Annotated in this window: 17 protein-coding genes and 1 pseudogene; all 18 read left to right on the top strand. The window is 44.1% G+C overall.

Translation table 11 applies throughout. From position 1 onward, the window contains the following. The first annotated feature begins 1 nt into the window (after position 1). Positions 2-4,447 (top strand): CusA/CzcA family heavy metal efflux RND transporter, encoded by a 4,446-nt coding sequence (locus ECHVI_RS20045; RefSeq protein WP_015267854.1) that lies wholly within the window; start codon positions 2-4, stop codon positions 4,445-4,447. A 37-nt stretch (positions 4,448-4,484) separates the two neighbouring features. After that, positions 4,485-5,717 carry an efflux RND transporter periplasmic adaptor subunit gene (locus tag ECHVI_RS20040; protein ID WP_015267853.1) on the top strand — a complete coding sequence of 411 codons (1,233 nt, stop codon included), beginning with the start codon at positions 4,485-4,487 and terminating at the stop codon, positions 5,715-5,717. A gap of 173 nt (positions 5,718-5,890) precedes the next feature. Beyond that, positions 5,891-6,232 carry a P-II family nitrogen regulator gene (locus tag ECHVI_RS20035; protein WP_015267852.1) on the top strand — a complete coding sequence of 114 codons (342 nt, stop codon included), beginning with the start codon at positions 5,891-5,893 and terminating at the stop codon, positions 6,230-6,232. 7 nt (positions 6,233-6,239) lie between these two features. Continuing rightward, the gene (locus ECHVI_RS23930) at positions 6,240-6,476 is read left to right on the top strand and encodes a hypothetical protein (RefSeq protein WP_015267851.1); all 237 of its coding nucleotides are present in this window, start codon (positions 6,240-6,242) and stop codon (positions 6,474-6,476) included. A gap of 2 nt (positions 6,477-6,478) precedes the next feature. After that, positions 6,479-6,751, top strand: coding sequence for a hypothetical protein (locus ECHVI_RS24140; RefSeq protein ID WP_245553379.1), 273 nt, complete (start codon positions 6,479-6,481; stop codon positions 6,749-6,751). Between the two features lie 207 nt (positions 6,752-6,958). Next, the gene (locus ECHVI_RS20020) at positions 6,959-7,387 is read left to right on the top strand and encodes a Fur family transcriptional regulator (RefSeq protein ID WP_015267850.1); all 429 of its coding nucleotides are present in this window, start codon (positions 6,959-6,961) and stop codon (positions 7,385-7,387) included. Between the two features lie 4 nt (positions 7,388-7,391). After that, positions 7,392-8,201, top strand: coding sequence for a GDCCVxC domain-containing (seleno)protein (locus ECHVI_RS20010; RefSeq protein ID WP_015267849.1), 810 nt, complete (start codon positions 7,392-7,394; stop codon positions 8,199-8,201). Between the two features lie 52 nt (positions 8,202-8,253). After that, on the top strand, positions 8,254-10,749 hold the full coding sequence (locus tag ECHVI_RS20005; protein ID WP_015267848.1) for a heavy metal translocating P-type ATPase: 2,496 nt from the start codon (positions 8,254-8,256) through the stop codon (positions 10,747-10,749). Between the two features lie 29 nt (positions 10,750-10,778). Next, on the top strand, positions 10,779-11,141 hold the full coding sequence (locus ECHVI_RS20000) for a Fur family transcriptional regulator (RefSeq protein ID WP_015267847.1): 363 nt from the start codon (positions 10,779-10,781) through the stop codon (positions 11,139-11,141). Beyond that, on the top strand, positions 11,138-11,929 hold the full coding sequence (locus ECHVI_RS19995; protein WP_015267846.1) for a cation diffusion facilitator family transporter: 792 nt from the start codon (positions 11,138-11,140) through the stop codon (positions 11,927-11,929). The genes ECHVI_RS20000 and ECHVI_RS19995 overlap by 4 nt, the downstream gene beginning before the upstream one ends. 18 nt (positions 11,930-11,947) lie before the next feature. Beyond that, a complete protein-coding gene (locus ECHVI_RS19990; RefSeq protein ID WP_015267845.1) occupies positions 11,948-12,109 on the top strand; it encodes a hypothetical protein in 162 nt (53 codons plus the stop codon). A gap of 909 nt (positions 12,110-13,018) precedes the next feature. Next, the gene (locus tag ECHVI_RS19985) at positions 13,019-13,357 is read left to right on the top strand and encodes a JAB domain-containing protein (protein WP_083891990.1); all 339 of its coding nucleotides are present in this window, start codon (positions 13,019-13,021) and stop codon (positions 13,355-13,357) included. Between the two features lie 307 nt (positions 13,358-13,664). Continuing rightward, a pseudogene (locus ECHVI_RS23440) lies at positions 13,665-13,823 on the top strand (JAB domain-containing protein); the annotation flags it as partial. Between the two features lie 146 nt (positions 13,824-13,969). Beyond that, positions 13,970-14,185, top strand: coding sequence for a hypothetical protein (locus ECHVI_RS19975; protein WP_041738992.1), 216 nt, complete (start codon positions 13,970-13,972; stop codon positions 14,183-14,185). 186 nt (positions 14,186-14,371) lie between these two features. Next, on the top strand, positions 14,372-14,764 hold the full coding sequence (locus ECHVI_RS19970) for a plasmid mobilization protein (protein ID WP_015267843.1): 393 nt from the start codon (positions 14,372-14,374) through the stop codon (positions 14,762-14,764). Continuing rightward, positions 14,755-15,972: a relaxase/mobilization nuclease domain-containing protein gene (locus ECHVI_RS19965; RefSeq protein WP_015267842.1), complete on the top strand. Its 1,218-nt coding sequence runs from the start codon at positions 14,755-14,757 to the stop codon at positions 15,970-15,972. The genes ECHVI_RS19970 and ECHVI_RS19965 overlap by 10 nt, the downstream gene beginning before the upstream one ends. A 3-nt stretch (positions 15,973-15,975) precedes the next feature. Next, the gene (locus tag ECHVI_RS24315) at positions 15,976-17,013 is read left to right on the top strand and encodes a YWFCY domain-containing protein (protein ID WP_052331459.1); all 1,038 of its coding nucleotides are present in this window, start codon (positions 15,976-15,978) and stop codon (positions 17,011-17,013) included. Beyond that, complete coding sequence (locus ECHVI_RS24130; RefSeq protein WP_425386813.1) at positions 16,896-17,252, top strand: TraG/VirB4 family ATPase; 357 nt, start codon at positions 16,896-16,898, stop codon at positions 17,250-17,252. The genes ECHVI_RS24315 and ECHVI_RS24130 overlap by 118 nt, the downstream gene beginning before the upstream one ends.

The following is a 17,252-nucleotide window of genomic DNA, read 5'->3' as shown; positions in this document are numbered from 1 at the left end:
TATGATCAATAAAATCATTTCTTTTTCTATAAAGAATAAATTCATTGTGGGCTTGCTTACGCTGGCCCTCATCGGAGTAGGTATCTACTCCATGTCCACGGTCAACCTGGGATCGGTACCGGACATTACAAATAATCAGGTGCAGGTAATCACTGTTTCTCCCAACCTGGCTACTGAGGATATAGAGCAATTTGTTACTTATCCGGTAGAGTTAGCCATGGGTAATTTGCCGGGAGTAGATGAAATCCGCTCTATTTCGAGGTTTGGTCTGTCAGTAGTTACAATAGTGTTTGAAGACGACATGGGCACCTATCTGCCCCGACAACTAGTTCAGGAAAAGTTAAATGAATTACAAGAGACTATTCCACAAAAATTCGGCAGCCCTACTATGGGGCCAATTTCTACTGGGTTGGGTCAGATTTACGAATATACTATCCAACCTCAAGAGGGCTATGAGTCACAGTATTCTCCTATGGAGCTACGCACTATTCAGGAATGGATTGTTAAACGACAACTTACTCTACTAGATGGAGTGGTTGAGGTCAATTCATTCGGTGGTTATATTAAACAATATGAAGTAGCCATTAATCCGGAAAAGCTCAATGCAATGAATGTGAGCATTTCCGAAGTATATGAGGCATTGGCTAGAAATAATGTCAATACTGGGGGCGCCTACATTGAAAAAAACAGGATGTCAAACTTCATTCGTGGTGAGGGCTTGGTGCGTTCTCTTGACGACATCCGTAAAATCGTTATTACAACGGAAAATGGCCTTCCGATTACTATTGGTGATGTTGCAGAAAAGGTACACTTTGGTAACCAGGTAAGGTATGGGGCCTTTACACAGGATGGGAAAGAAGCAGTAGGTGGCATTATTATGATGCTTAAAGGTTCCAATCCAAATGCCGTGATCCAAAATGTGAAAGAACGCATGGAAGAGGTAGAAAAATCTCTTCCTGAGGGACTGGCTATCAATTCAATAATAGACAGAAGTGACCTGATATCAAGAACGACTGACACTGTGAAGCAAAACCTGATAGAGGGAGCTTTAATTGTAATTTTTGCTTTGGTAATCTTGTTGGGGAGTTTACGAGGTGGGATAATTACTGCCACCACTATTCCTCTTTCTTTATTATTTGCCTTCATCTTGATGAAGCAGTTCAATGTATGGGCCAACCTGATGAGCTTGGGAGCTATTGATTTCGGGATCATCATTGATGGTGCGGTGATTATTATTGAAGGTACAGTATACGAAATCCAGAAGCGCATCCGATCAGGGAAGATAAAGTTTAACCAGGTTGTAATGGATGAGGTGGCGTATGATGCCGGCAGTACGATGATGAGTTCTGCTTTTTTCGGACAGATTATTATTTTGATTGTCTTTGCTCCGATACTTTTCCTTACAGGGGTAGAAGGTAAAATGTTTCAACCTATGGCCTACACCTTTGGTTTTGCCATGATTGGAGCCATTATATTATGCCTGACTTACGTGCCCATGATGTCGGCACTATTCATGAAACCTATTCAGAATAAAAAGAATTGGTTTGGTCGTTTTGAACGGTGGTTAGAGAAAGTTAGCGACAAGATTATTGGCGGTATTCAATATGCTTACCTTCCATTACTTAAAAGTGCGCTGCGTTTCAAAGCTGTGGTAATTATTGTTGCTATTGTATTGCTAGGGCTTGCTGGGTTTATTTTCTCACGTATGGGGGGCGAGTTTGTACCACAATTAGATGAAGGGGACATTGCTATGCAGGCACTCATCCGACCTGGAAGTTCTTTGAGTGAGTCAAAAGACGTGTCTATCAAAATTGAAGAATTGTTATTAAAGAGCTTTCCGGAAATTAAGACGGTAACGGCCCGTATAGGAGTGGCAGATATTCCTACCGACCCCATGCCCATGGACATTGCTGATATGTATCTCATTTTGGAAAAAGATAAAGACCAGTGGGTATCTGCCGAGACCAAGGATGAGTTGATAGAGCAAATCAAGGATAAGTTAGAAACTAACATGACCGGAGTAAATCTGGTCTTTACCCAGCCGGTGGAATTACGGTTCAATGAGTTGCTGGAAGGTGTCCGGGAAGATATTGCTGTCAAACTTTATGGCGAAGATCTGGAGATGCTGTCAGCCAAAGTTCAGGAGATGGCAGATATCATTTCTACAGTGCCTGGAGCAGGAGATGTAAACCCGGAAAGAACGTCAGGACTACCGCAAATGACTGTCCGTTATAACCGGGATAAAGTAGCGCAATATGGACTAGATATCCAGAAGCTCAATGAGTACGTAAGCACAGCTTTTGCCGGTGGTGTAGCCGGGGTGATCTTTGAAGGCGAAAAACGATTTGACCTGGTTATCCGCTTTGATGAAGCTCACCGAAAGAGCATAGACGACCTGCGCACCTTATATATTGACCTTCCGGATGGTACACAGGTTCCGATTAAGGAGGTAGCAGACATTAGTTACGTGCCTGGACCCATGCAGATTTCTCGGGACAATACCTACAGAAGAACCTATGTCGGAGTGAATGTAAGAGGCCGGGATGTAGAGTCGGTAGTCAATGATATACAGGAAAAGCTGGATAGTGAGCTGGATTTGCCAGCAGGCTATTATATTTCCTACGGAGGTGAATTTGAAAACCTTCAGAGAGCCAAGCAACGCTTGCAGATCGTGGTGCCAATAGCCCTGTTTCTCATCTTTGTACTACTCTACTTTGCGCTTAAATCTTTCTCACAATCCATAATGATTTACATCGCCATTCCTTTGGCAGCCATTGGAGGTGTGTTTGCCCTTTGGTTGAGAGACATGCCATTTAGTATCTCGGCTGGTGTCGGATTTATTGTGCTCTTCGGTGTGGCCGTGCTCAATGGCCTGGTTTTGATCAACCGCTTCAATTCGCTAAAAGAAGAAGGTGTGACCAGTATCAGGGACCGTATTCTAACCGGAACAAAAGAACGAATCAGACCTATTATGCTAACAGCGACAACAGATATTTTCGGCTTCTTGCCCATGGCATTTTCAGCCTCTGCAGGTGCCGAAGTACAGCGACCCTTAGCTACCGTAGTGATAGGGGGAATGCTGACAGCGACATTGCTTACGCTGGTAGTTCTACCTGTACTTTACACTTTTGTAGAAGGAAGAAGCGACAAAAGGAAAGGGCTTCAAACCCCAAACACCAATCTGATTCTTGTATTGTTCATGGTGAGTGGCCTTGTTGGATTACCTTCCCTTGCGAATGCCCAGCGGTCGCAAGAGAATTTAACAGAGAGACAAAGTGATTACGATAGTCTGCCTACGATCACCCTGGAACAAGCTAAAAAGAAAGCGATTGAAAGCTATCCGAAAATTCAATTGGCACGCTTGGAGATTGAAAACCAGGAGGTTTTAAAGAAAACCGCCTGGGATTTTGGCAACACGCAGGTATTTACCGGACGAGAAGAGGTTGGTAGTGGTTCAGAGGTAAGTTCTGGCGGAGTATATACCCAAATAGGTATCCAGCAGCAGCAAATTGATGTTTTTGGCATAGCACCTAGGCTTAGGTTGCAGAAAGAAAGAGTGGCACTCGCTGAAGATGCCCTCAACCTGTCAGTGATTGAACTGGAGCGAGAAGTGAGCCGGGCCTGGGCACAAGTGTATACCACCAAAAGTCAGTATCTGGTGTATGAACAACTTGATTCTTTATTTATAGATATAGAGCGGGCAGCCCGGATCAGATTGGAGACAGAAGCTACGTCCAAGCTGGAGTACCTGGCCACCTCCAACCAGGCCAACCAGGTACAGATTCAAAAAGAGCAGGCGTATCGGGACTATCTGAGTGCACTACAAAGGCTAAACCTGTGGTTTGCCAACGATACACTCTTTAACGTACCAGACATAGCCACCAATCAATTGGATCAGCCTTTGAACTATATGGCAGATTCGCTGATGAACCATCCGATGTTAAATGTATCCCGGCAGCAGGTGGATGTCGCAAATGCTATGATAAAAGAACGGAGAGCACAATTTCTGCCGCAGCTGCAGGGGCAATATGGTAAACAGCAGGTAGATGGGCAATCCGGCTTTTACACATACCAAATAGGTATTAGAATACCATTACTTTTTGGGCCTGAGTTGGGAAGGACCCAGTCAGCTAAAATCCAAAGGGATATTGCCGGGCAAAACCTAAGGCAAACCCAGATGGAATTGAATACCGCTTATCAAAACATGCGGGAGCGGTATTTGAAGTGGCGCAATTCATGGGTTTACTATCGCGAAGAGGCGCTACCACTAGCCAGGGAGCAACAGGCTGGAGCAGTTACCGCTTATCGCGAAGGAGCCATAGATTATGTGACGTTTCTGCAAAACATCCGTGACGCGATACGTATTGAGGTGGACTCCTGGGATGCTTTTGGTAACTACCTGGATAGCCGCTACCAATTGGAATACTATTTAAAGACATCAAATTAATTAACCGATAAATCATAGATATAAATAGATAAAAAAGATGAAGAATCAATTGATATACATTTTGGCACTGCTAATGATAGCCTCTGTATTTACAGGCTGCGGCAGTAAATCGGCTGATACGGCTAAAGAAACCCATGAAAACCATGCAGAAGGTGAAGGCGGTCATGAAGGCGGAGAAAGTAGTCACAGTGAAGAAGAAGTGGGCGTGGTACACTTATCTGACCTTAAGTTTAACAGCCTCAAGATGAAAGTAGACAGCCTGCCCATGCGGGCTTTATCCGGGGTGGTAGAGGCCAACGGACAATTGGAAGTACCCCCACAGCACGAGGCAACTGTTACTGCTATTTTAGGTGCTAATGTAACTTCCATTAAAGTAATTGAAGGTGAGAAGGTGAATAAGGGGCAGGCACTGGCATACCTTTCACACCCCAACCTGACTCAGCTACAAACTAATTATGTAAAATCATTCAGTCGCTTACAATACCTGGAAAAGGAAATGCAACGGCAAAAGCGGCTGTATGAAGAAGAAGTGGGGTCAGGTAAAACCTACCAGGAAACGCTGGCTGATTTTCAGGCCATGAAAGGTGAAGTGAAGGGCTACGAGGCACAATTGAAACAACTCAATTTAAATATCTCCAAAATTCAGAATGGAGACATTTATCAATATGTACCTGTGGTAAGCCCCATTAACGGGTACATTGAAAAGGTACTGGTGCAGGTCGGGCAGTTTGCAGACCCTCAGAAAGAAATGTTCATGATCGTTAACACCGAGCATATACATGCCGACCTGATGGTATTTGAAAAAGACGTTCATAAGGTTAAAGAAGGTCAAAAGGTCTCTTTTAGGGTAGAATCGGTGCCGGGGGAGCAGCTAGAGGCTGAGATCTACTCTGTTGGTAAACAGTTTGAGCAAAACCCTAAAGCGGTGCATGTACATGCGGAAATTGAAAGTAAAGAAGACTTCCTAATCCCCGGTATGTACATTAATGGAAAAATCCATACCGAGAGTGAATCTGTAAAGGCTTTGCCTGAAGGGGCCATTGTGGAGGATGAAGGTAAGCCTTATATTTTTATAGCTGAGGCACACGAGGAAGACGGAAAAACCGAATGGGCTTTTCAGCCGGTAGAGGTACGCACCGGAATATCGGATGAAGGTTGGGTAGAAATCAATCTGCTGGAGCCTTTGCCGGAGGGTACAAAAGTGGCTTGGAATAATGCATATTATCTGATTGCTGAGATGAAAAAAAGCCAGACTTCACATAGTCACTAAAGGCTAAGTTGGCAAAAGGTAGTTCGCCAACTACCTTTTTGCCAATTACAAACTGAAATTAAAACAACAAAGGCATGAAATGAACATAAGCTTAGAGATCCTAATTATATCAACCTTGGGATGAATAAGTTTATTGCGAATTACATGTGGCCATTGGAATTAAACTTATACACATGAAAGAAATAAAAGCATTTATAAAACCGAAAAAAGTACAGGTAGTGGTAAAGTCCCTGCGGGATGCAGGATTTGAGAGTGTGACACTTTCTAAAGGAGAAGGAACTGGAGCGCACAGACAAGAAGATGCATCGCCTTCATTAGACTTTCATTTTACGGACAGCCCGGTTGTGAAACTGGAGCTGGTCTGTCAGAATGAAGAAATGGATATAGCAGTGCAACTGATCTGTGATAAGGCTCAAACGCCAGAACCGGGCGATGGGATTATTTATGTATCAGAAGTAGACGATGCTTACCGGATCAAGACTGGAAAATCAATTAAAAGATTTGATATGAAGTAATTGTATTATGGAGTCTCCAATAGAAATACAATATCTGGCCCGAAAAAGAGGAGGACTTTGTCTATCAGATTTGTACATAAACAACAAATCAAAACTGTGGTGGCAATGTGTTGAAGCCGGTTCCCCGGTCTATCTTCATGATAGCGACCGTTCGCATTTTTTTGTACGCACCGGCAATGGCACACGAGAGCTTGATATACCTGAAGAACTCGATTATATCGAAGAAAATTTAAATGGTCGTTAATAGTGAAAATCAAGTTGTTCATACTTCTGCTAATTGTCTTTAATGCCTCTATCATTAAAGGTCAAACACTTTACAGGACTACTGAAGGGCATATTGTAATGGTTGCTGAAGAAGATGAGGAGCAGGTTATTGTAGAAAGTCATCAACTGTTGATTCAACTGGACTATGACACAAAAGAAATTTCAGGTCTGCTTAACCTGAAAAGTCTGGATGTTGGTAACGGTTTTTTAAGTGAACAGATAAGCCAGCCTCATTCTCCTATAACGTTTAACTGAGCGATTAAAATTATAACAGATGAACGGAAATTTCAGGTAGTGATGAATGCTACGCTCAAGCATTTTAATGGTGGAGAATCCATCGCATGTTTGCTAAGTGCTACGGGAGGTTTTTCTAAAAAGAGATGGGTTTAAATCCCTTCATTCCGGGAATTAGTGAGGTCTTAAAAGTGCAGTTTACACAAGTAATACTTAGAAAAATACATTATGAGCGCAATAAAAGAATTAGAAGAAACTCTTGTATGCCATAAGATAAAACCAACCGCCATGCGGTTGTTGGTGCTGGAGTATTTGCTGGATCGGGAGGCAGCCGTTAGCCTCACCGACTTGTACAAAGCCTTCGTAAAGTCTGACAGAACGACCATCTACAGGACTTTAAAGGTGTTTGAAGAAAATGGCATGGTACACAGTATAGACGATGGCACCAGTGTGCCCAAGTATGCATTGTGCGAGGATGGCTGTAAATGTGACATAGAAAGAGATTTGCATCTGCATTTTCATTGCAGAATTTGTGAGAAAACTAAATGCCTTACCAGTTACAAAATTCCTGAAATTGTCCTTCCGCCTAATCATGAGGCCGAAGAAGCCAATTTGGTTGTAAAGGGCATTTGTCCCCAATGTAAAATTGAAAGCTAATATTATGAGCCAGCAAATTCATTATCAATCTCTATTGGTTTGCCCACACTGTCATCACCAACGTCAGGTAGAAATGCCCCAAGATAGTTGCTTGATTTCGTTTGATTGTGAGCGATGTGATAACATTTTACAGCCAAATTCAGGTGATTGCTGTGTTTTCTGTTCTCATGGTTCAGTGCCTTGTCCATCCGTTCAACGGACATTAGAAGGGCATATTAATCTTCAAAAAGGACTTAGAACTGCTTTCATCCTCAGCCTGATAACCATTGGATACAATACTATTGAAGGCCTTGTCTCTACCTTCTTTGGCGCAACAGATGAAACACTGGCCTTATTTGGGTTTGGAGTAGATAGTTTTGCAGAAGTACTCTCTGGAGTAGGAGTTGCCCACATGGTTTGGAGAATGCAGTATCATGAAATAAAGCAACGTGATAATTTTGAGATAACAGCCTTGAGAATAACCGGTACGGCTCTGTATCTATTGGTGGCAGGGCTCATTACAGGTGCCATATTTTCAATTGTTAGCCAGTCCGAACCCCAGACTACCTCTGCCGGTGTTATCATTTCAGCGCTTTCTATCGCTACCATGTATTTTCTTTTTAGAGCAAAAATAAAAGTGGGTAGGGAGTTGGAGAGCAAACCAATTATTTCTGATGCACAATGCACTAAGACCTGCTTTTATCTTTCTTTTATACTTCTGGCGTCCAGTCTCATTTATGCTATATGGCAAATTCCTTATGTAGTTGCTATTGGTAGTCTTGGAATAGCTTGGTATGCCTTAAAAGAAGGAAAGGAAGCATTTGAAAAGGCTTAAACAAAACGCTTATCATGAGAGAACAGTTGTTGTTAATGAATAAATGAGTAAAATGAAAAAACTACAAATACAAATATCGGTGATGCTGCCGGAAGTACCGGATGAAAAAGATCAATGTGTAGATAAACTCATCAGCCGCCTTCAGGATACCCAAGGCCTAGAAAAAGTGCATGTGGCTGATGAAACCGACAATGGTGTGCCACAGCTATGCTTTCATTATGACCCTGAGGTGATATCCATTGACCGAATCCAAAAATTAGCGGGGCAAACCGGAGCTGAAATTACCGAGAAATTTGGTCATAAACTCATAGAAGTAGAAGGGATACGGCACACTCGGCATGCCCGTAACGTTGAGAGAAATCTTCGGAACAAAGGGGGTGTTCTGGAAGCTTCTGTTTCAGGTTCCGGCATGGTGAGACTAGAATTTGATACCTCAAAAATAGATGAAGCCGAGATATTAAAAGTATTGCGAAAAGAAGGGTTGGACATCCCCGATACACGGGTAAGTGCAGAGCGATTTTTACAGCAGTCCAGCAAATCTGAATCAAAGGAAACTCAGGAAAGAGAACATGATCATGAGAAAGGGGAAGATCACGACCACTCACACGGAGGCATTTTCGGCAAAAATACCGAGCTAATTTTTTCTATCATCTGCGGGTCATTGCTCGGTATTGGTTTTGGGCTTTCCTACATCGAGGCTGTGCCTTCCTTGGTAAGCTTAATATTGTATATCGCAGCATATTTCTTTGGCGGCTATTTCACTGCTAAAGAAGCCATTCAAACAGTCGCCAAAGGAGGCTTTGAAATAGATTTCCTTATGTTGGTGGCAGCCATAGGTGCGGCTATTTTGGGGGAATGGGCGGAGGGTGCTTTACTGCTGTTCTTGTTCAGCATGGGCCATGCCCTGGAGCATTATGCCATGAACAAGGCCCGAAAATCTATTGCCGCCCTGGCAGAACTGGCACCCAAAACGGCCTTGCTTAAGAGAAATGGGAAAACAGAAGAAGTAGGTATAGAAGAACTAAGCATAGGCGACATCATCGTGGTAAAGCCCAACAGTAAAATTTCTGCTGATGGTGTGGTAGTAGATGGTCGGAGTAGCGTAAATCAAGCACCTATTACCGGGGAAAGTGTACCAGTGGATAAAGAACCTGTGGATGATCCCGATAAAGACTGGTCACAGGAAAGCGAAATAAAGGATGAAAACCGGGTGTTTTCCGGTACCATCAATGGCAATAACACGCTGGAAATAAAGGTGATCAAGGAGGCTAAAGATTCTACTTTGTCACGGCTGGTGAAGCTGGTCAATGAAGCACAAACCCAAAAGTCGCCCACCCAGCGGTTTACCGATAAGTTTGAGAAATATTTTGTGCCTTCGGTGCTGGCCCTAGTGGTGCTGCTCAATTTTGCTTTTCTGGTCATTGATGAAACTTTTAGCGAAAGCTTTTACCGATCTATGGCCGTGCTGGTGGCAGCCAGTCCATGCGCTTTGGCCATTTCCACCCCTAGTGCCGTGCTTAGTGGAGTGGCCAGGGCGGCCAAAAGCGGTGTGCTCATTAAAGGTGGCCGGCCACTGGAAGACCTGGGTGTGCTCACGGCCCTGGCTTTTGACAAAACCGGTACGCTAACCGAAGGAAAGCCAAACCTTACCGAAGTAATTGCCCTGGGTGAAGTAGGTGAAGAAGAACTGTTGAAAACCGCCATTGCCGTAGAAAACCTCAGTGATCACCCACTGGCAAAGGCCGTAGTGCGTGACGGGAAAGAGCGACTGAAGGGTGCTGATATACCAGAGGCGAAAGATCTGGAGGCAGTGCTTGGGAAAGGGATCAAAGCAACACTGGGAAGTGACAAAGTCTACATTGGCAACCTGGATCTGTTTGAGTCGCTGGATGATAAGAAGCCATCAAAGGAAATTGAAGAAAAAGTAAAGTCCTTAGAGTCTGATGGTAATACCACCATGCTCATCCGGCAAAATGACAGCTACATCGGCATCATCGCCTTGATGGATACGCCAAGAGAAGAAGCGAAAAATACCTTAGCGCAATTGAAAAAGATTGGTGTCAAACGCATGATCATGCTCACCGGTGACAATCAGAAAGTAGCCGATGCGGTAGCCAAAGAAATAGGCCTTACAGATGCCTGGGGCAGTTTGCTGCCAGAAGAAAAAGTAGAAGCCATTAAAGAGCTTAGACAAAAAGAAGACAAAGTAGCCATGGTAGGCGATGGCGTAAATGATGCTCCGGCCATGGCCAATAGTACGGTGGGCATAGCCATGGGAGCGGCAGGAAGTGATGTGGCTCTGGAAACAGCTGACATTGCTCTGATGGCCGATAAGCTGGAAACCTTACCTTTTGCAATCGGTTTAAGTAGAAAGGCCAAAGGCATTATCAAGCAAAACCTGTGGATGAGTTTGGGTATAGTGGCCTTGTTGATACCCGCCACAATTTTCGGATTTGCCAATATCGGTATTGCAGTGTTGATCCACGAGGGTTCTACGTTAATCGTAGTGTTCAATGCTTTACGATTGTTGGCGTATAAAAATACTTAAAATGATAGAATATAAACATTGGTTAAAATATGAGCATAGCAGAAGATATACTTCAGGATCATGGAATTCTTTTAACAGATACTCGTACCAAAGTGATTGAATATATTCTTGAGAAGCAAAAGGCTTGTAGCATGAAAGAACTTCAAAAAGCTTTGGATATTACTGCCCGGCAGGAAAAGCCGGTAAATAAAATGACTTTCTATCGGACAATAGATTTATTTGAAGAAAAATGGCATTTCCACTTTCACTGTGAAGTATGTAGTAGAACCTTTTGTTTGCCTGATTCTGTACCGAATGAGCTACTTTCAATAGATGGGAATCATAATGTAAAGGAGGTCAATAGGGTGCTCCAGGGCATCTGTGAGAAATGTAGAAAAAAACTAACCAAATGAATAAAAGCATATTCAAAATAGCCAAAATGGACTGCCCCTCAGAGGAGCAAATGGTCCGCATGAAACTGGAACCTCTCAGTCAGGTAAAACACCTGGAGTTTGACATTCCGGCACGCAGGCTGGAAGTATTCCATCAGGATGAGGTACAGCCTATACATAAAGCGATCAATGAGCTCAATCTCAATGGTCAATTGGAGGGCACCACCAACGCAGAATTGCCTATAGAGGTGGATGATTCACATCAACGCAAAATATTATGGTGGGTGCTGGGTATCAACTTTGGATTTTTTGTAGCCGAAATGACCACCGGATGGATATCCAGGTCCATGGGCTTGATAGCCGACTCGCTGGATATGCTGGCTGATTCCATTGTCTATGGTCTGAGTCTCTTTGCGGTGGGAGCAGCTATTTCCCGCAAGAAAAAAGTTGCCAAGATCAGTGGTTACTTTCAGATGGCCCTGGCCCTGCTTGGGTTTTCGGAAGTACTACGTAGGTTTTTTACTCAAAGCGAAACGCCTCTGTTCCAGTGGATGATTATTGTATCCCTGCTTGCTTTAGCGGGCAACCTCATTTCACTATGGCTGATCAACAAGGCAAAAAGTAAAGAGGCCCACATGCAGGCCAGTGCGATCTTTACCTCTAATGACATCATCGTTAACGCAGGGGTGATACTGGCCGGGGTATTGGTTTATTGGCTGGAAAGCAAATGGCCTGATTTGATTGTAGGCGGGATCGTTTTTGCCTTTGTGATGCGTGGTGCAATTAGGATTTTAAGGTTAGCAAAGTGAAACTTAAACTCTAAATATATGAATGGATGGTTATGGGCAGGCGTACTAATATTAGCTGCATGGGCGGCTCACTGGGGAGCAGATCAGCTGCTGACCCCTTTAATGCTACTGCGTAAACAATGGGGGCTTACCGCTTCGGCAGGAGCCGCATTTCTGGCCATTATTACCGCCAGTCCATAGGTGGCCATTAATATTACCCGTGCAGCACGCGGAGTGTCGGATATTGACTTTTACTAGGCATTTTAAAAAACCATCAATCATAAATAATTTACGGCCTTAGTAACAGTACGTTTCTAGGTTGGTGATATATTACCATTTAGTTCATAATTGGACTATTATCAGGATCAATGGATAATTGAAAGTTTTAAAATTGACAGGTACTAAGCTAGACTGCAAGAATCTTTTGTCGTTGAATTAGCCTATGAATTGATGTTTCTATGCGCTTTACTCTGGTTTGAGAAATTGTTTGTTTCAATTATCGGCTTTGTTTTCTAATTACCGATATCCACCACACCTTGCTGCAAAAGTATAAAGGGAAGGAATACGGTCTAGGGCAAGAGAATGCTTTTTGACGTCAGCACCCCGCACCTTTATTCTTTCCCGTTATAAGGTGGCATCCAAGAGGAGTGATTTGGGAGGTAGGGTCGGTAATTTGAACATTTGTTCTTGGTTTGTGATTACAGTTAAATGCATATAGTCTGTATAATTTCTTTTGGAGTGATTTCCATCACTAATTATCCTATTCAGGTCTTTTTATGGATTTATATTAATGGTTTTAAGAAATAATATCCTGAGTAACATAGAAGAAAGAAATGATAAAATTGGGTACTGCCATTTTTAGCCATTTTGAAAGTTATCAGATTGATAATTTTGACGAAATCCTAACTGCTCTAATTGGATTTATTATTCTTTATCCATTAATCACTGCACAAAGTTCGCTTTCGGGCTGCCGGGGCAGCCAAGAGTGTCCGGCATAAACACATGCCATTCCCGCATGCCCCCTCATTTATTCCGTTGCCACTTGGCTTTGGTTGCCCTCAAGCGGGGCGGTGTCCATAATTAATTTCTAACCATCAAAAACGAAATGTTATGGACAGCAACAACAAAGACATCGTATCCAGCCAAGTAGCAGAAATTGTACTAAGTTACAAGGCCAATTCAAAGGTTTCCCAAAAGCCCCAAATCACGTCCTCCTTGACTGCCAATAGGATTTTAAGGGCCAACTGGGATGAGTCGAAAATAGAGTTTATTGAAGAATTTAAGGTTATTCTCCTAAATAGGGCTAACCGTGTCCTTGGAATTATCAACGCCTCATCCGGAGGAACTGCAGGGACTGTAGTAGACCTGAAAGTGATCTTTGGGGCAGCCATGAAAGCATCTGCTACGGCTATGATAATTTCGCATTATGAAAAGGAAATGGTTATGTAAAGTAATGAGTTTAAAATATTGATAATAAGCTACTAAATATGAATTTAGTTTACATAATAAACTGCACATAATTTTGGAATTATATTCATAATAACCAAAAGAGGATTCAAGAAAGCCTGCTAAATGCCCTTTAGGGCTATTTGCAGTAATAAGTAAATGGGACAACCATAGTTTAAATTCGAACACGGTGTGTTTTTATGTAAAGTTTATTGTTGTCAACTTTTTCATAATCAGATATTTATAAATTTCGCTTTACATAATATTATACTTTGCATAATGCGAATTATGTAAAGCTTTACATAAGGTTCATAACCATCCATCCGGTACCTTAAAACCCAGTGAACAGGATAAAAGACTAACGGAAAAAATGGTGAAAGCCGGGAAATTATTGGAATTGCCGGTATTGGATCATATTATCATCACAACCGAAGGATATTATTCATTCGCGGATGAAGGAGGGCTGTAAGGCCTTTTTTTTATTCTTGCTTTAAGTGCTGCCTAATTTGGGAAAGCGGTGTTCCTTTTGTTTTTCAGCTCCCCCTTCGGTTTTCAGTGTGACCATTCCAGCCTTTTATGATCCACCTTTGGACTTTAACAAAACGAAGAACGATCATGAAAGACCAAAGTGAACATCCGAATTTTACTGACCGTATTCCACCTACCATCGAAGAAGTGAAGGCCTATTTCCGGTTTATGAACATTCCGGATTCTGAAGCGGAAGTATTCTATTTTTACTATCAGGGACTGGACTGGAAAAGTGAGTCGGGAAGCCCGTTACGGGACTGGGTGATGGCCGCAGACCAGTGGGTGTGGAACCTGGAAAACTGAACTTGGTATTCTAAAGGCCTATCATTTTAACATGTTTAACGGAGGACAGTTTGTCCCAATCCGGGGCCGCGATCCGGCGGCCAGCAAGATGTAGGATTGTCTGACGCCAATCCGATCTTGCCCCTTGCTGCCGGAGTGGCAAGGGGGACAATCCCTCCAAAGTCGGAACATGCAAATCCAACAACCATGAAACAAAAAAGACAGGAACGTAACTACAGGAAGACCATCAGGTTCAAGGAAACGGAGCACCGGAAACTGGTAGAGCTACTGCGCCAATCGGCAGGTTGCCAAAACCTGAGCGAGCTGTTGCGGAGCATGCTGTTTGACCGTGCCATTACCCTCGACACCCGGAATGCTTCCATGGAGGAAATAAGAGAAGAGCTGTCCCAGACCAAAACAGCCATCCACAAGATCGGGGTGAACATCAACCAACTGGTCCACTATTTCCATGCCCACCCCGATCCCAAGAACAAACGCTTTTATGCAAGGAAAGTCATGCCCCTTTACGCCAAGGTGGGAGGGCTGGTTTCCAAACTGTTGCTGGTGCTCGACCAATTGTCAAAAAGGCCATGGTCGTAAGGATCACCACAGGGAAATCCATCCGCGGTGTGCTGCGCTATAATGAAAACAAGGTGGAAAACGGACAGGCCTCCTTGCTTATGGCCAATGGATTTCTACAACTCGATCCTGATTATAAGGAAAAGCTGCAGCGGTTTGACAAGCTGACCAAGCTGAACATAAGGACAAAGACCAATGCGCTGCATATCTCCCTGAACTTTTCCCCGGAGGACAAGTTGGATGCCGATACCATGAAAAGGATCGCTACAGAGTATATGGAGAGGATAGGTTTTGGAGGGCAGCCCTACCTGGTCTATCTCCACCATGATGCCGGACATCCCCACTTGCACGTGGCCACCTGTAACATTGATGGGAAGGGCAGACGGCTTGAAACACATAACCTGGGAAGGCTCCGTTCAGAGCCGGCAAGAAAGCAGATTGAAAAGGACTTCGGCCTGGTGGTGGCGGAAGAACAGGGCCACCGCAAGCGGTTCTTGCTCCAACCGCTGGAACCGGTGGAATATGGCAAAAAGGAAACCAAGGCGGCAGTGACCAAGGCAGTACAGGAAGTACTTTACAACTATCGGTTTACTTCGCTTGGCCAGATGAATGCCATCTTGGGACATTTTAACGTGACCGCTTATCGGGGAGAACCGGGAAGCAGGATGCACGAAAAGAAGGGACTGGTCTACAGTATTGTTGATCAGCAGGGAAACAGGGTAGGTGTGCCCATCAAGGCCAGTGAGCTGTATGAAAAGCCTACATTGTCCCGATTGGAAAAGACATTTGAACGGAACAGCCGCAGGACAGTAGAATTTAGGGCACCCTTGAAGGAAACCGTTTCCAAGGCACTTTGGCCTTCGGGCTCCATGGAGCAGTTTAGGGAAAAGCTGTCTAAAGAAGGGATAGGGCTGGTCATTCGGCAGAACGGTGAGGGAAGGGTGTATGGGCTGACCTATATCGACTTTGTAAACAGGTGCGTCTTCAACGGCAGCCAATTGGGCAAGGGCCTTTCTGCCAAAGGGGTGCAGGACCGGTTTGCTGCGATTTCAAGACCTTGTGCATTGGAACGACTGAATGAAGAGACGGTGGAAGTGATCATTGCTCCCATTATTGGTTCCAGGACCAGGGAGGAAATTCTGGACATGCTCTTTCATGGAGCAGCCTACGAACCGGTGCCCTACCCGCTGAAAAGAAAAAAGAAGAAACAACGGAGACCAAAACTATAGGACATGGCAACAGGGGAAAGCATAGAAGGACTGCGCAAGATCATCGACCTTACCCGCAAGGGAAGTGTGGGGATGCTGTGTCTACACTTTTACTATACCGGTTATAGCCTGTTCTGCCAGCTAGGGGCCTGTCATTCCATTACGGACAGACTGTTGGCTGGACTTGCCAAGACAGGGCTCTTTGCTTCCCCCTTTTGGACAAAGGGAATTGTCCTGTTCCTGTTGTTGGTATCCCTTTTGGGAAGCAAGGGAAAAAAGAAGGAGGACAGTAAAATAGCACCTTTGCTGGTGGGCTTTCTATTGGGCAGTGCTGTTTTCCTTTCCTGCCATTATTGGACAGGTGAAATAGTATGGCCTCCAAACAGCTTCTATGTTTATATGGCCATAACCTCTTTTTCTTTTTTAGCCGTACTTTCCACCGGGGCACGAATGGGAAGGGTGCTGTTTCTGGGAAATCAAAAGAACGTGTTCAATCATCTCAACGAGACTTTTCCACAGGAAGAAAGGTTGATAGAAAATGAATACTCGGTCAATCTACCAGCACGGTACAGGCTCAAAAACAAGGTACGGGCTTCCTGGATCAACATCATCAACCCCTTCCGCGCACTTTTGGTAGCAGGTACACCGGGATCCGGGAAGAGCTACTTTGTCATCCGTCATGTCATTACCCAGCACATCCAAAAGGGCTTTAGCATGTTCATCTATGATTACAAATACGATGACCTGTCCATTATTGCCTATAATACCCTCTTGAAAAACCTTGCTGCCTATAGGGAAAAGCCCCGTTTCTTTACCATCAATTTTGACAGGCTAAGCCATTCCCATCGTTGCAATCCACTGGAGCCGGAGACCATGCTGGACATCACCGATGCCAGTGAGGCGGCAAGGACGATCATGATGGGGCTGAACCGGGAGTGGAGGACATCATTTCCTCTCCTGTGGTCAAGGAGGCCATTATCAACAATTCCGACTGCAAGATCCTGCTCGACCAGTCCAAGTACCAGAACAAGTTCGGCCGTATCCAAGAGCTGCTCGGCCTGACCGAAAAAGAGGCTGCTTTGGCACTCAGTATCAACAAGGCCAATGACCCCAAGCGGAAATACAAAGAAGTATTCATCAGCCTGGGCGGGCAGTTGTCCAAGGTCTATCGCACCGAGGTGGGACCGGAGGAATACTATACCTATTCCACTGAGGAAAGCGAACAGGAGGAAATCAGGCGCTACACGAAAAAATATGGGAGTTTGGAAAAGGCCATTGAACATATGGCAAGAAAGCAATAG

Origin of the sequence: Echinicola vietnamensis DSM 17526, from assembly GCF_000325705.1 — a bacterium.
Taxonomy (GTDB): Bacteria; Bacteroidota; Bacteroidia; order Cytophagales; family Cyclobacteriaceae; genus Echinicola; species Echinicola vietnamensis.
The sequence above is the reverse complement of the archived record's forward strand: the minus strand, read 5'-3'. Positions and strand labels throughout refer to the sequence as shown.